This is a genomic window from Enterococcus plantarum, from assembly GCF_001730295.1.
In the GTDB taxonomy this organism is placed as follows: Bacteria; Bacillota; Bacilli; order Lactobacillales; family Enterococcaceae; genus Enterococcus_L; species Enterococcus_L plantarum.
Window position 1 is genome coordinate 49,758 of the sequence record NZ_MIKA01000050.1, and the last position, 15,034, is coordinate 64,791.

A 15,034-nucleotide genomic window follows, 5' to 3' on the forward strand; every position below is an offset into this window, starting at 1 on the left:
TATAAAAAGAAAGAAGGAGTGACTGATTTGGCAAAAGAGCGTCAAAAGAAATATGATAGCGTTACCCATTATTTAACAACCAATGGCGGGTCACAAGTAACTTTAACGTTTACTCAGTTTGACGAGTTACTTTTCCCACATTCAGGACTTCCTAAAACGGCACGCACAGATGTCGATTGGTGGGCAAACGATCACAAACATCCTGAAAAAGGTGCATATGGTTGGCTCAATGCTAGTTATCAAGTTGTACAAGTCAATATTGGAAAAGAATATGTAGTTTTTAATAAACTACTGAAATCTAAGTGGCTTTTTTAAATTGCAAAATCAGAATAACTCATAAGCGGGAAGCGTTGACAAAATTCAGTTTTTTACTATACTATGGGTAAAGAGAATATAAATAGTGTTATATTATTATTAGAATAAGGAGGTGGCTAACATGGCTAAAAAAACAATTATGCTTGTATGTTCAGCTGGTATGAGTACAAGCTTACTCGTAACAAAGATGCAAAAAGCAGCAGATGCACAAGGTTTGGATGCAGATATATTTGCAGTTTCTGCTTCTGATGCAGATAACAACCTAGAAAGTAAACCTGTGGATGTGTTATTATTAGGCCCACAAGTTCGCTTTATGAAAAATGATTTTGAGAAACGTTTGGAACCAAAAGGCATTCCTTTAGAAGTAATCAATATGGCAGATTATGGCATGATGAACGGAGAAAAAGTTTTACAACAAGCATTGAATCTAATTGAAAATAACTAGTACATTAAGTGAGCCAAGACTTGTTTTAAGTTTTGACTCACTTGTTTTGTTTTTTGCTCGAATTGAATGTCAATTTCATTTTCTTCATCTGACTAACCAACTCATTTAACTAAATAAAAAGCGACTTATTTTTGGAAAAAGAATGAGTCGCTTTTTTCATGATGTCCTAGATAACGACTTAAAAAGTTGAAAAAAGAAAAAATAGTCCGTAAAAATTGCGTAAGTTAATGATGGAGGGGATAAATGAAAGAGTTATGGGGGAGAAAAGTTTTAAAAAAAGAAATTGAACATATCGAACAAGCTGAACGACAGAGCCAAAAGCTGGTGACAATGCAAGATGTGAATGAAAAAACGATTCAATGTTTACGCTGTGGTCAGATTCACAATAAGAACACAGTCCAACTGGCGAATCATCATTATTTTTGCCCAGCGTGCATTCAATTAGGCAGAGTAGATACTAGTCTTGAGTTTTATCATTTACCTGAACCAAACCCAGTTAAGAGAACGGTCAATTTTGCTTGGGAAGGGCAACTCACTGAAGGGCAACAAGCAGTATCCAATGATCTTTTAGAATCGGTGAAGAAAGGTGAATCTAGAATGATCTGGGCGGTTACCGGTGCTGGAAAGACCGAGATGTTGTTTGAAACGATCCACTATTCTTTAGAACACGGCTTTCGCGTTGGGATTGCCTCGCCTAGAGTAGATGTTTGTCTGGAACTTTTCCCTAGAATACAGGCTGTTTTTCCAGAGGAGCCAACGATTCTTCTTCATGGAAAGATGGAAGAACAGTATCGCTATACTAAGCTTGTAGTATGCACAACCCACCAACTATTACGTTTTTTTCAAGCATTTGATGTATTGATCATCGATGAAGTAGATGCTTTTCCTTTTGTCGATAACGAACTTTTACAATACGGTGTCGGTCAAGCAATCAAGCAAACTAGTTCACTTGTTTATCTCACTGCAACGCCAACCAAAGAATTAACAAAAAAAACAGCTCAAAATAAATTAAAAACGAGCATTTTACCAGCGCGCTATCATCGAAGAGTCTTGCCGGTCCCAAAATTGAAATGGTGTTCTAAGTGGCATGAGAAAATAAAGAAAGGGAACAGTCCTAGAACCCTTGTAACGAAAATTCGCACATTAGTGACAAAAAATGATGTCCTGATTTTTTGTCCAAGTATTTCTTTAATGGAAAAGTTGAAGGAAGCTGTTGAAAAGCATTTTCCAGAAGTACCATTAGCATGCGTTCATTCACAGGACCCAGAGCGATTAGAAAAAGTTCTAAAGATGAGAAACAAGGAATATCGAATTCTATTGACGTCCACTATATTAGAAAGAGGCGTGACGTTTGATGGTGTTTCGGTGATTGTTTTAGGAGCAAATCATGATGTTTTTGCAACATCAGCTCTTGTTCAAATTGCTGGTAGAGTCGACCGAAGAAAAGAATACACTGCTGGGGAAGTCTGGTTCTTACATGATGGCTGTACGAAGGCAATGAAAGAAGCGATAAAGCAGATCAAAAAAATGAATACATTAGGTATCGAGAGGGGCTTGATTGATGAGATGTAATTATTGTAGTCAAAGGATCACCAGAAATTTAACAATCAAGGAAATTTTTTTGCCACAAAAAATAGTGTCAGAACAACTGTGTTCCCAGTGTGTCAAAGAATTCATATTATTGGAAAGAAAAGGAAGCTGTTATGGATGTCAACGTCGGTCTAACAATACATACTGCAATGATTGCATAAGATGGCAACAGCTTTATCCGAAGTATGATTTTCATCATGAAGCCCTTTTTTCATACAATCCAGCGATGCAAGAATGGTTTGAAGAATACAAATTTAAAGGGAATTATGGACTTAGATATAGTTTTAGGGAATTTTTGCAGACATACTTCAAGCAAAAAAAGAACTTTTTGGTGATCCCGATGCCGATTTCAACTGAACGAATGAAGAGTAGGGGCTTCAATCAAGTTGAAGGCTTATTGGATGCAGCGAATATCTGTTATCAGCCCTATCTTGTTCGTTTTGCAGATAGCTTATCGCAAGTGCAAAAAACAAGGAAAGAACGAATGGCGTTAAAACGACCTTTCAAACTGACGCTAGAAGGGCAAAAAGCTGTCCTAAATAAAGACATCCTTTTAGTGGATGATATTTATACAACAGGTCGGACGATTTTTCATGCTGCACAGGTTATTTTGGAAAATGATCCTTCAAAACTGTATACGTTTTCTATCGCGAGATAGCAGAACAATTAAAATAAAAAATCGACCGCAATTTGGTTGGCAAAAGGAATATAATTCGTTATAATAGAATTAAGAAGAAGGATAACAGAGTGGTCCTTTTATTCCTTCTTTAGTGGCAGATGAAAGGGGTAATCGTTATGTTTAGATACAATGTGCGTGGAGAAAACATCGAAGTTACTGAAGCAATCCGAGACTATGTAGAGAAAAAAGTTGGTAAACTAGAACGTTATTTCAGTGATTCACCTGAAGCGACTGTTCATGTTAACTTAAAAGTCTATACTGAAAAGACAGCAAAAGTCGAGGTTACTATTCCTCTACCTTATTTAGTTTTACGTGCTGAAGAAACATCACCTGATTTATATGCAAGTGTTGATTTAGTTGTAGATAAATTAGAACGACAAATTCGTAAATTTAAAACAAAAATTAACCGTAAATCTCGTGAAACTGGGATGAATACTGCTAAAGCAGCTATTTTCTTAAATGGTGAAGAAACACCAGACGAAACGCCAGAATTAGACATCGTTCGTACAAAACGTCTTTCATTAAAACCAATGGATAGTGAAGAAGCTGTTTTACAAATGAATATGTTAGGACACAACTTCTTTATCTTTGAAGATTCAGAAACAAATGGAACCAGTATTGTTTACCGTCGTAAAGATGGCAAATATGGTTTAATTGAAACAGATTAAGTCCCTTTGATTTAACAAGGTTATCAAAGGTCGATTATTTTAAACTATTCGATTTGGAAGAGACTGAAGCAAGACGGCATACGTTTTGCCGAAGTCTCTTTTCCTTATTTTTAGAATAAGTACATAAAAAGTGATATAATATATTATTAATATTAAGAGAAGTTATTTCCTTTCTTAGCAACTAGTGATAAAATAGAAAGGATGATTGTGCATTTAGTGCAAAAAATAAATAGAGCTTATTGAAAGGAACACTTAAAAACATGGCTAATTTTTTAAAAAAGATGATTGAAAATGATAAAAAAGAACTAAAACGCTTGGACGGAATTGCTGGTCAAGTGGAATCTCATGCTTCAGCTATTGCAGCATTGAGCGATGAAGAATTAAAGTCAAAGACAGATGAGTTCAAATCTCGTTACCAAAAAGGTGAAACACTAGATCAATTATTACCAGAAGCTTTTGCGGTAGTTCGTGAAGCAGCAAAACGCGTCTTAGGATTATATCCGTACCGCGTTCAATTAATGGGTGGTATTGTCTTACATGATGGGAACATCCCAGAAATGAGAACGGGTGAAGGGAAGACGTTGACTGCTACAATGCCAGTTTACTTAAATGCATTGACTGGCGAAGGGGTTCATGTAGTAACAGTCAATGAATATTTAGCAACCCGTGACTCTGACGAGATGGGCGAATTGTATAATTTCTTAGGCTTAACAGTTGGACTGAATATCAACTCAAAAACATCAGAAGAAAAACGTGATGCTTACAACTGCGACATTACCTACAGTACTAATAATGAATTAGGGTTTGATTACTTACGTGATAACATGGTTGTTTATCGTAATCAAATGGTACAACGTCCATTGAATTATGCAATCGTAGATGAGGTCGATTCAATCTTGATCGATGAAGCTCGTACGCCGCTGATTATTTCTGGACAAGCAGAAAAATCAACAGCACTTTATACACGTACGGATAATTTTGTTAAACGTCTAAAAGAAGACGAAGACTACAAAATCGATGTTCAATCTAAAACAATTAGTTTAACCGAAGCAGGTATTGAAAAAGCAGAAGAAAACTTTGGTTTAGAAAATCTTTATGATATTGAAAATACAGCCTTGACACATCATATGGATCAAGCCCTACGTGCGAACTTTATCATGTTACGTGATATCGATTATGTGGTTCAAGAAGGGAAAGTCTTGATTGTTGACCAATTTACTGGTCGTATCATGGATGGTCGTCGTTATTCAGATGGGTTACACCAAGCGATTGAAGCTAAAGAAGGCGTAGAAATCGAAGATGAAACAAAAACAATGGCAACAATTACATTCCAAAACTATTTCCGTATGTACAAAAAATTAGCTGGGATGACGGGTACTGCTAAAACAGAAGAAGAAGAATTCCGTGAAATTTATAACATTCAGGTTTTCCAAATTCCAACAAACCGTCCAATCGTTCGTGATGACCGTGCGGATTTATTATACCCAACACTACAAAGTAAATTTAAAGCAGTAGTTCAAGACATCAAAGAACGTTACCATAATGGTCAACCCGTTTTAGTTGGTACTGTAGCTGTTGAAACGTCTGAATTATTATCAGAGTTATTAAATCAAGAAAAAGTGCCGCATGAAGTGTTAAATGCGAAAAATCACTTTAAAGAAGCTGAAATCATCATGAATGCTGGTCAAAAAGGAGCGGTAACGATTGCGACCAACATGGCTGGTCGTGGTACTGATATCAAGCTTGGTCTAGGCGTTATTGAACTCGGCGGTTTAGCTGTGATTGGTACAGAACGTCATGAATCACGCCGTATCGATAATCAATTGCGTGGGCGTGCAGGTCGTCAAGGGGATCCAGGGGTTTCTCAATTCTATCTATCACTTGAAGATGATTTGATGAAACGTTTTGGTTCAGAAAGAATCAAAGCGTTCTTGGATCGTATGAATATTGAAGAATCAGATGCAGTGATCCAAAGTAGAATGTTAAGCAAGCAAGTAGAGTCAGCGCAAAAACGTGTTGAAGGGAATAACTATGATACACGTAAGAATGTCTTGCAATATGATGATGTAATGCGTGAGCAACGTGAAGTGATTTATGCACAACGCCAAGAAGTTATAATGGAAGATAAAGAATTGACTGATACATTACTAAATATGGTGAAACGTACGATCACACGTGTGGTAGACAGCCATACACAATTAGAAAAAGAAAATTGGAATCTTGATGGAATTGTTGATTTTGCTTCTTCTACATTGGTTCATGAAGATTCTATTTCTAAAGCAGATTTAGAAGGGAAGTCACCAGAAGATATCAAAGATTACTTAGTGAAACGTGCTCAAGAAGTCTATGATGTCAAAGTAGAACAATTAAATGGGCCAGAACAAATTCTAGAATTCCAAAAAGTTGTCATATTACGTGTTGTAGATACAAAATGGACAGATCACATCGATGCGATGGATCAATTACGTCAGTCTGTGGGCTTACGTGCGTATGGACAAAATAATCCATTAGTTGAATATCAAACAGAAGGCTACAATATGTTTGAAGAAATGATTGGAGCCATTGAATACGAAGTAACGCGTCTATTTATGAAATCTGAAATCCGTCAAAATGTGCAACGTGAACAAGTTGCACAAGGTGAAGCTGTTCATCCAACAGAAGAAGATGAGCCTCAAAGTAACACAAGTGCTAAGAAGCAACCTATTCATGTTGACGAAAAAATAGGCCGTAACGATCCTTGCCCATGTGGGAGTGGCAAGAAATACAAAAATTGCCACGGCAAAGATCAATAACAAGCGATGAAGGTGAGGCGTTCGCCTCGCCTTCATTTATTTGTAAACTAGCGTATTGAAAGTGAAAGGAAGAAAATATCATGGAAAATGCTGAAATCCGAACTATTTTAGATGAAATGAATCAATCAATTACTAGCTTCAGGGGGTCTCTTTGACTTAGATCAGTTAGAAGAAGATATCGCAGAAGCCGAAAACAGAATGGCAGAACCTGGATTTTGGGATAATTCAGAAACCGCGCAACAGTTGATTAATGAAACCAATTCTTACAAAGAAAAATATCAACAATTTCATCAATTTGCAGATGAGCTGGAAGAATTAGAAATCATGAGTGAGATGCAGCAAGAAGAGTACGATGCTGATACGCAGGTGGAACTGGAAGAACGTTTATTGACCCTAAAGGAAAAATTAAGCATTTATGAACTTTCTTTATTGTTAAACGAGCCATATGATAAAAATAATGTTATCATGGAACTTCACCCAGGAGCTGGAGGAACTGAATCACAAGATTGGGGTAGCATGTTACTTCGGATGTATACTCGTTGGGCTGAAAGCCATGGGTTTCAAGTTGAAACATTGGATTACCAATCTGGAGATGAAGCAGGTATTAAAAGTGTGACTCTTCTTATTAAAGGATATAATGCATATGGTTATCTGAAATCCGAAAAAGGTGTGCATCGTTTAGTCCGTATTTCTCCATTTGATTCGGCAAAACGTCGTCATACGTCTTTTTGTTCGGTTGACATTATGCCTGAATTGGATGAAAATGTTGAGATTGACATCAATACCGATGATTTAAAAGTCGATACGTATCGTGCGAGTGGAGCTGGTGGGCAGCATATCAATAAGACCGAATCAGCGGTACGAATTACGCATATTCCGACTGGAACCGTTGTTGCAAGCCAAGCTCAACGTTCTCAACTTAAAAACCGTGAGCAAGCAATGGGGATGCTTAAAGCAAAACTTTATCAACTAGAAATGGATAAAAAAGCCCAAGAAGCAGCATCATTACGCGGTGAACAATTGGAGATTGGATGGGGCTCGCAAATTCGTTCCTATGTTTTTCATCCTTATTCAATGGTCAAAGATCATCGTACCAATTATGAAACAGGAAATGTACAGGCAGTAATGGATGGAGACTTAGATGGATTCATTGATGCTTACTTGAAACAAAAATTAAATTGATCAATTTACAGAAATGAAATAAAATTGTAAACTGTTGAAAGAGCCTTGAAACAAAGTCATGTTATAATGGTTGATAGTCTAGAAAACAGAGATGGAGAGAATACGCCATGATTGAAATGAAAGATGTAATGAAGAAATACTCGAATGGTACAACTGCTATTCGAAATATTTCAGTAGAAATAAAACAAGGTGAATTCGTTTATGTTGTTGGCCCTTCTGGAGCCGGAAAATCAACGTTCATCAAATTAATGTACCGTGAAGAAAAAGCAACAAAAGGACGTTTGAAAGTTGCCAGTCATGATTTAATGAAAATAAAAAATTCAGAAGTTCCTTACCTTAGAAGAGAAATCGGGATTGTCTTTCAGGATTACAAATTATTGACAAAAAAAACAGTATATGAAAATGTTGCCTATGCAATGCAAGTTGTTGGGCGTAAACCAAGAGATATCAAGAAAAGAGTAATGGAAGTTCTTGATTTAGTTGGTTTAAAACATAAAGTTAGAGTATTCCCAAGTGAACTATCTGGTGGGGAACAACAACGTGTTTCTATTGCTCGAGCAATTGTAAATACACCAAAAGTGTTGATTGCCGATGAACCAACAGGAAACCTTGACCCGGAAAACTCATGGGAAATCATGAAATTGTTGGACCGGATCAATGCTCAAGGAACAACGGTTGTAATGGCAACACACAACAGCACGATTGTAAACACGATCCGTCATCGCGTAATCGCCATCGAAAATGGCCGAATTATTCGAGACCAAGCGGAAGGAGAATATGGCTACGATGATTAGAACGTTCTTTTCTCATGTCCTAGAAAGTATCAAAAGTTTAAAACGTAATGGGTGGATGACAATTGCTTCAGCCAGTGCCGTTACAATTACTTTAGTTCTTGTTGGGATTTTTATGGCAGTAATTTTTAATGCAACAAAATTAGCAAAAGACATTGAAGAAAACGTAACAGTTTCTGTTTTCGTTGACATCGGTACAACACCGGATGAAATGCAAAAACTAGAAAAAGATTTAAATAAAATCGACAATGTTGAAACAATCTCCTATTCAAATAAAGACAAACAATTAAAGAAAATCCAAAAACAAATGGGTGAAGCGTGGAACTTGTTTGAAGGTGACAGCAATCCATTGTACGATGTGTATTACGTAAGTGCGAAAGAACCATCAGATACGAAAGAAATCTCAGCAAAAGCAGCAAAACTACCGAATGTATTTAAAGCGGATTATGGTGGCGTTTCTTCCGATAAGATTTTTAGTATCGCAGGAAAAGTTAGAACATGGGGACTAGGTGCCGCAATATTACTATTGTTTGTTGCAGTATTCTTAATTTCTAATACGATTCGAATTACGATTATTTCGCGCCAAAGAGAAATCCAAATCATGCGTTTGGTTGGAGCAAAAAATGGTTATATTCGTTGGCCTTTCTTTATAGAAGGAGCTTGGATCGGTTTGATTGGTGCGATCATTCCAATTTTGGTACTAACGTTTGGCTATCAAAAATTTTATACATTGTTCAATCCACAATTGCTAAGTTCAAATTATTCATTATTAAAACCTGAATCATTTGTTTGGCAGATTGATGTATTGATGATCGTCATTGGTATGACGATAGGATCACTTGGATCTATTATCTCAATGCGTCGCTTCTTAAAAATTTAGTGAACTTAAAGAAGTTGGGACAGAATATGATGTAATCGAAGAAAAGCATAATAGTTGCTTATGCTTCAACCGTTTATCCGGATTCCTTAGGGGGTGGGGTGTGACTCGTAGAGTCATGTCCCACCTCCTTTTTTTCTTTACTTATTTTCATAATTTCGTTATGCTTTATTGGGGATGTATGAGTGAAGTGATTGGGGTGCGTAGATGAAATTTTTATATGATAATTTATTTGTTATTATTTTTATTGCTAATATGCTTTTATCATTAATTATCGTTTTTCGAGAACGGAAACAAACAGCTCAGACATGGTCGTGGCTGTTGGTCTTGATGTTTATTCCCGTTTTAGGGTTCATTCTTTATATTTTCTTAGGTCGAGGTATTTCAAAAGATAAAATCTTTGATATGAAAATGCAGGCAAAAATCGGGATGAATGCCGAAATAGAAGCAGAGAAACAATCATTATTAAGAGGGTTATTTCCTCATCCTCCAACTGGAGAAGTAGATTCAAAGCAATTGATTTATATGTTGACTATTTTCGAAAGCTCTTTGTATACAACAAAAAATGAGGTTCTTTTATATACAGATGGTCGAGAGAAATTTGATAGCTTGATTGAAGATATCCGACAAGCTAGAGATCATGTTCATATGGAATACTACATTTATCGCGGTGATACTTTAGGAAAAGAAATTCGACAAGAACTCATCAATGCTGTGAAAAGAGGCGTAAAAGTTCGTTTGCTTTTAGATGCTTGGGGTTCGACACAAGTAAATATGAAATTTTTTGAAGAACTAAGAAAAATTGGTGGAGAAGTGGCTTTTTTCTTTCCGTTGTTTGTTCCCTATCTAAATCCAAGAATCAATTATCGCAATCATCGGAAAATTGTAGTGATCGATGGAAAAATTGGTTATACTGGTGGATTTAATGTTGGAAATGAGTACCTTGGTAAGGTTAAAAAATTTGGTTATTGGCGAGACAATCATCTTCGAATTTATGGTGAAGCTGTTTATAGTTTGCAAAATCGTTTTTTAATGGATTGGAATTCACAACATCGAAAAGAACTCAGCTATGATGCAGCATATTTTCCAACAATTCATTCTGATGGTAAAAAAGCTGTTCAAGTTGTTACTAGCGGTCCTGATTCAGAACTTGAGCAAATAAAAATGACGTATTTAAAAATGATTTCAATAGCAAAGAAAGAAATTTTGATCCAAACGCCATATTATATACCAGATGCCTCGATTCACGAAGCGCTAAAGTTAGCTTTGTTATCAGGTGTAAAAGTACGTATGCAAATACCAAATAAGCCAGACCATATGCTAGTTTACTGGGCGACATACTCATTTTCAGCTGAACTGCTAGAATATGGTGCTATTATTGAAACCTATGAACAAGGATTTATTCATGCTAAAACGATGATTATTGATGGTGGAATCGTATCTGTAGGATCTGCAAATATTGATGTCCGTTCATTTCGACTTGATTTTGAAGTAAATACAGTTATTTATGATCAAACATTTTCTGAAAAAGTACGAAATGCATTCTATGAAGATTCTAAAGTATCAGAATTGTTAACAGAAGAAAAATACTGCAATCGCGGTGTACTCATCAAATTAAAAGAAGGTTTAGCTCGGCTAATTTCACCTTTATTATAAATTAGTGCAAAAAGTGCAACCTGGTAGTTCAGTTGTACTTTTTAATTTATTCTGTTTCTTAAACGCTATGTTTGTTATTTAATTCAAAAAAATGATGAACTGGAGCAACTTATAATTTTCAATGGAAAGAGTTAATGTTAAAATGAATTGATTGAATTGAGTTTGGAGGATTATCAGATAAATGAAAAAGAAGATGCTATTATTTTTTAGTTTAATTGGAGTACTAACTTTATCAGGTTGCGCTAAGTGGATTGATCGTGGTGAATCGATCACTGCCGTCGGATCTTCAGCATTACAGCCTTTGGTTGAAACTGCAGCGGAAGAATTTCAAAATCAACATCCAGGTCGCTTTGTTAATGTTCAAGGTGGCGGAAGTGGTACAGGATTAAGCCAAGTTCAGTCAGGTGCAGTGGATATTGGAAATTCAGATTTGTTTGCGGAAGAAAAAAAAGGAATTGACGCGTCTAAATTGACAGATCATAAAGTTGCCGTAGTAGGAATTACGCCAATCGTTAATAAAAAGGTTGGTGTATCAGATATTTCTTTAGAAAACCTAAGAAAAATTTTTTTAGGAGAGATAACTAATTGGAAAGAAATCGGTGGGAAAGATATTCCTATTGTTATGCTGAATCGTGCTGCAGGAAGTGGTACACGAGTGACGTTTGAACGTTGGGTATTAGATGGCAAAACAGCGATTCAAGCTCAAGAACAAGATTCAAGTGGAATGGTACGCTCTATTGTTGCTGATACACCAGGAGCAATTAGTTATACTGCTTTTTCTTACGTTAATGACGAAGTCAATACACTAAGTATTGATGGTGTAAAACCAACAGACGACAATGTTGTCACAAACAAATGGACTATTTGGTCTTATGAACATATGTATACATTAGGAAAGCCAAAACAATTGACAGACGAATTCTTGGACTTCATGTTGTCAGACGATGTACAGGAAAAAATCATTGCGCAATTAGGCTATATTCCTGTGTCTAAAATGGAAGTAGAACGTGATTGGCAAGGAAATCTTATTAAATAATCAACCTTTACACAAAATTTACAAACTTAACATAAGATTTACATGTTATTAAACGTAAATTTATGTTCAAAAGTTAGACTGTTTTTATCATGGAACGTGTTGAGCATATGGGGAATTGTTGGAAAAAATAAATTCCGATCGAGCTCGTTACGTTTTTGCTTTGAAACACAGTGAATGAATGAGCTGATGTTGGAAAGTGCAAGGTGAAGCAAAGCGGAACGTTGTTACCATATGATATCTAGCTTCACGAGCTAACTCTTCGGGAAAAAGATAAAAATAGAGTGTGGCAAAAAACGCCACATTCGATTTTTCCTATTTTCCAGTCAAAGTCAAACAAGCTCGTTACGCTTTTAATTTAAGGAGGAATTTTCTTGGAAGATGTTCAGAAGAAATTGTTAACAAAATCAAAGCGCGCCAGAATGGAACAACGAGGGAAATTTATTAGTTTTCTTTGTATCGCTTTGATTGTTTTGGTTGTTTTATCGATCTTTTATTTTGTGGCAAGTAAAGGTTTGGCGACTTTTTTTACAAATAAAATTAAAGTATCCGACTTTTTATTCGGTACAAACTGGAATCCAAGTGAAACGGGAACGGATGGCCAACCAATGGTAGGGGCTTTACCGATGATTGCGGGTTCTTTTATTGTAACATTTATGTCAGCAATTATTGCAACACCATTTGCGATTGGAGCAGCTGTATTTATGACAGAAATTTCACCAAAAAAAGGATCGAAAATTTTACAACCAGTTATTGAACTATTAGTTGGAATTCCTTCTGTGGTATATGGTTTTATCGGTTTATCTGTGATCGTCCCTTTTATTCGTTCAATTTTCGGTGGTACGGGTTTTGGGATCTTAGCGGGTACATTTGTACTATTCATTATGATTTTGCCAACAGTTACAACTATGACAGTTGATGCGTTAAAATCAGTTCCTCGTCACTATCGTGAAGCATCGCTAGCCTTGGGAGCGACCCGCTGGCAAACGATTTACAAAGTGGTTTTACGCGCTGCTGTGCCTGGCATTCTAACTGCTGTAGTTTTTGGGATGGCACGTGCCTTCGGTGAAGCATTGGCAATTCAAATGGTTATCGGAAATGCGGCTATCATGCCATCAAGTTTGACAACGCCTGCGTCTACTTTAACAAGTATTTTGACGATGGGGATTGGAAATACAATTATGGGAACTGTAGAAAACAATGTGCTTTGGTCACTTGCGCTGATCCTATTATTGATGTCATTATTCTTTAATATTATTATTCGGATCATTGGTAGGAAAGGGGCCTTGAAATAATGAATGCAAAAAAAGCAGATAAATTTGCAACAGGCGTCTTATATGCTATTTCAGGCGTGATTGTATTGATTTTGGCAGCATTGCTGCTTTATATTTTAATTCGTGGGATCCCCCATATATCTTGGAACTTTTTGACAAAACCTTCTAAAGCGTATCAAGCTGGCGGCGGTATTGGGATTCAATTATTTAACTCGTTGTACTTATTATTGATTACGATGCTCATCAGTTTTCCTATCTCATTAGGTGCGGGTATTTATCTATCAGAGTATGCGAAGAAAAATTGGGTTACAGATGTGATTCGCACATCAATCGAAATTTTAAGCTCACTTCCTTCAGTTGTTGTTGGTTTGTTTGGTTTCTTGATTTTTGTAGTGCAACTTGGGTATGGTTTCTCAATTATTTCAGGAGCATTGGCCTTAACATTTTTCAACTTACCTTTATTGACAAGAAATGTGGAAGAATCATTAAAAGCAGTTCATTATACACAGCGAGAAGCTGGACTCTCTCTGGGATTATCCCGTTGGGAAACCGTGATGAAAGTAGTCGTTCCAGAAGCGTTGCCAGGTATTTTAACTGGTGTAATTTTGAGTTCTGGAAGAATTTTTGGTGAGGCAGCAGCATTGATTTATACTGCAGGACAAAGTGCACCAGCATTAGATTTCAGCAATTGGAATCCGTTAAGTGTCTCAAGCCCAATCAGTATTTTCCGTCAAGCTGAAACGTTAGCAGTCCATATTTGGAAAATCAATACAGAAGGTACAATGCCAGATGGCGCAGCTGTTTCTGCTGGAGCCTCTGCTGTTCTGATTTTAGTCGTGTTACTCTTTAATTTCGGCGCACGTTTTATCGGAAACAGATTATATAAAAGAATGACATCAGCCTAATGTTAGGGGAATCAGAATGAAAGAATATAATTTAAATGACACCAATATTATTAAATTACCAGAACCAATCGCTTTACATACCGATGATCTACACGTTTGGTATGGTGAAAATGAAGCCATCAAAGGCGTTGATTTAGAGTTTGAAAAAAATAAAATCACTGCTTTGATTGGTCCTTCTGGTTGTGGTAAATCGACTTATTTACGCTCGTTGAATCGGATGAATGATGGTATCGCTAATACCAAGGTAACGGGAGATATCATGTATAAAGGGGTAAACGTCAATACCAAAGAAGTCGATGTCTATGAAATGCGTAAACGAATCGGCATGGTATTTCAACGTCCTAACCCATTTAGTAAATCTATTTATGAAAACATCACCTTTGCTTTAAAGCAACATGGTGAAAAAGATAAGAAAAAACTAGATGAAATTGTTGAAACTAGTTTAAAACAAGCTGCACTTTGGGAACAAGTCAAAGATAATCTAGATAAAAGTGCACTTGCTTTGTCTGGTGGGCAACAGCAACGTTTATGCATTGCTAGAGCCATTGCCATGAAACCGGATATTTTACTTTTAGATGAACCTGCCAGTGCACTAGATCCAATTTCAACCGGAAAAGTCGAAGAAACATTAGTCAATTTAAAAGATGATTATACGATTATTATCGTAACGCATAATATGCAACAAGCTGCTCGTATCAGTGATTACACGGCCTTTTTCTATCTAGGTAAAGTGATTGAATACGATGAAACAAGAAAAATCTTTACACGACCAAAAATTCAAGCGACAGAAGATTACGTTTCTGGACATTTTGGTTAGGAGGAGCAAG

Annotated in this window: 14 protein-coding genes; all 14 read left to right on the forward strand. The window is 36.4% G+C overall.

Annotated elements, in window-relative coordinates; genetic code table 11:
• Positions 1-27 precede the first annotated feature (27 nt).
• The 14 genes from BCR22_RS14425 to pstB all read left to right on the forward strand — a co-directional run bounded on the left by BCR22_RS14425 (position 28) and on the right by pstB (position 15,024).
• Positions 28-315, forward strand: coding sequence for a DUF7662 domain-containing protein (locus BCR22_RS14425; protein WP_069655580.1), 288 nt, complete (start codon positions 28-30; stop codon positions 313-315).
• Between the two features lie 121 nt (positions 316-436).
• Positions 437-760: a PTS sugar transporter subunit IIB gene (locus BCR22_RS14430; RefSeq protein ID WP_069655581.1), complete on the forward strand. Its 324-nt coding sequence runs from the start codon at positions 437-439 to the stop codon at positions 758-760.
• A 243-nt stretch (positions 761-1,003) separates the two neighbouring features.
• Positions 1,004-2,332 carry an ATP-dependent helicase ComFA gene (locus tag BCR22_RS14435; RefSeq protein WP_069655582.1) on the forward strand — a complete coding sequence of 443 codons (1,329 nt, stop codon included), beginning with the start codon at positions 1,004-1,006 and terminating at the stop codon, positions 2,330-2,332.
• A 358-nt stretch (positions 2,333-2,690) separates the two neighbouring features.
• The gene (locus tag BCR22_RS15810) at positions 2,691-3,008 is read left to right on the forward strand and encodes a ComF family protein (protein WP_240485898.1); all 318 of its coding nucleotides are present in this window, start codon (positions 2,691-2,693) and stop codon (positions 3,006-3,008) included.
• A gap of 137 nt (positions 3,009-3,145) precedes the next feature.
• Positions 3,146-3,697, forward strand: coding sequence for a ribosome hibernation-promoting factor, HPF/YfiA family (hpf, locus tag BCR22_RS14445; RefSeq protein WP_010760772.1), 552 nt, complete (start codon positions 3,146-3,148; stop codon positions 3,695-3,697).
• Positions 3,698-3,957: 260 nt separating this feature from the next.
• Positions 3,958-6,489, forward strand: coding sequence for a preprotein translocase subunit SecA (gene secA / locus BCR22_RS14450; RefSeq protein ID WP_069655584.1), 2,532 nt, complete (start codon positions 3,958-3,960; stop codon positions 6,487-6,489).
• Positions 6,490-6,569: 80 nt separating this feature from the next.
• A protein-coding gene (gene prfB, locus BCR22_RS14455; RefSeq protein ID WP_111247351.1) for a peptide chain release factor 2 occupies positions 6,570-7,671 on the forward strand; the annotation gives its coding sequence in 2 pieces (ribosomal slippage) (positions 6,570-6,641 and positions 6,643-7,671; 1,101 coding nt in all).
• Between the two features lie 107 nt (positions 7,672-7,778).
• A complete protein-coding gene (gene ftsE / locus BCR22_RS14460; protein ID WP_069655586.1) occupies positions 7,779-8,465 on the forward strand; it encodes a cell division ATP-binding protein FtsE in 687 nt (228 codons plus the stop codon).
• Positions 8,458-9,342 (forward strand): permease-like cell division protein FtsX, encoded by an 885-nt coding sequence (gene ftsX, locus BCR22_RS14465; RefSeq protein ID WP_069655587.1) that lies wholly within the window; start codon positions 8,458-8,460, stop codon positions 9,340-9,342. The genes ftsE and ftsX overlap by 8 nt, the downstream gene beginning before the upstream one ends.
• Before the next feature lie 204 nt (positions 9,343-9,546).
• Positions 9,547-10,995, forward strand: a complete 1,449-nt coding sequence (gene cls, locus BCR22_RS14470) for a cardiolipin synthase (RefSeq protein ID WP_069655588.1) — start codon at positions 9,547-9,549, stop codon at positions 10,993-10,995.
• 181 nt (positions 10,996-11,176) lie between these two features.
• A complete protein-coding gene (locus BCR22_RS14475) occupies positions 11,177-12,031 on the forward strand; it encodes a phosphate ABC transporter substrate-binding protein PstS (protein WP_069655589.1) in 855 nt (284 codons plus the stop codon).
• Positions 12,032-12,402: 371 nt separating this feature from the next.
• Positions 12,403-13,323, forward strand: coding sequence for a phosphate ABC transporter permease subunit PstC (gene pstC / locus BCR22_RS14480; protein ID WP_069655590.1), 921 nt, complete (start codon positions 12,403-12,405; stop codon positions 13,321-13,323).
• On the forward strand, positions 13,323-14,207 hold the full coding sequence (pstA, locus tag BCR22_RS14485) for a phosphate ABC transporter permease PstA (RefSeq protein ID WP_069655591.1): 885 nt from the start codon (positions 13,323-13,325) through the stop codon (positions 14,205-14,207). The genes pstC and pstA overlap by 1 nt, the downstream gene beginning before the upstream one ends.
• A 16-nt stretch (positions 14,208-14,223) precedes the next feature.
• Positions 14,224-15,024, forward strand: a complete 801-nt coding sequence (pstB, locus tag BCR22_RS14490) for a phosphate ABC transporter ATP-binding protein PstB (protein WP_069655592.1) — start codon at positions 14,224-14,226, stop codon at positions 15,022-15,024.
• Positions 15,025-15,034 lie beyond the last annotated feature (10 nt).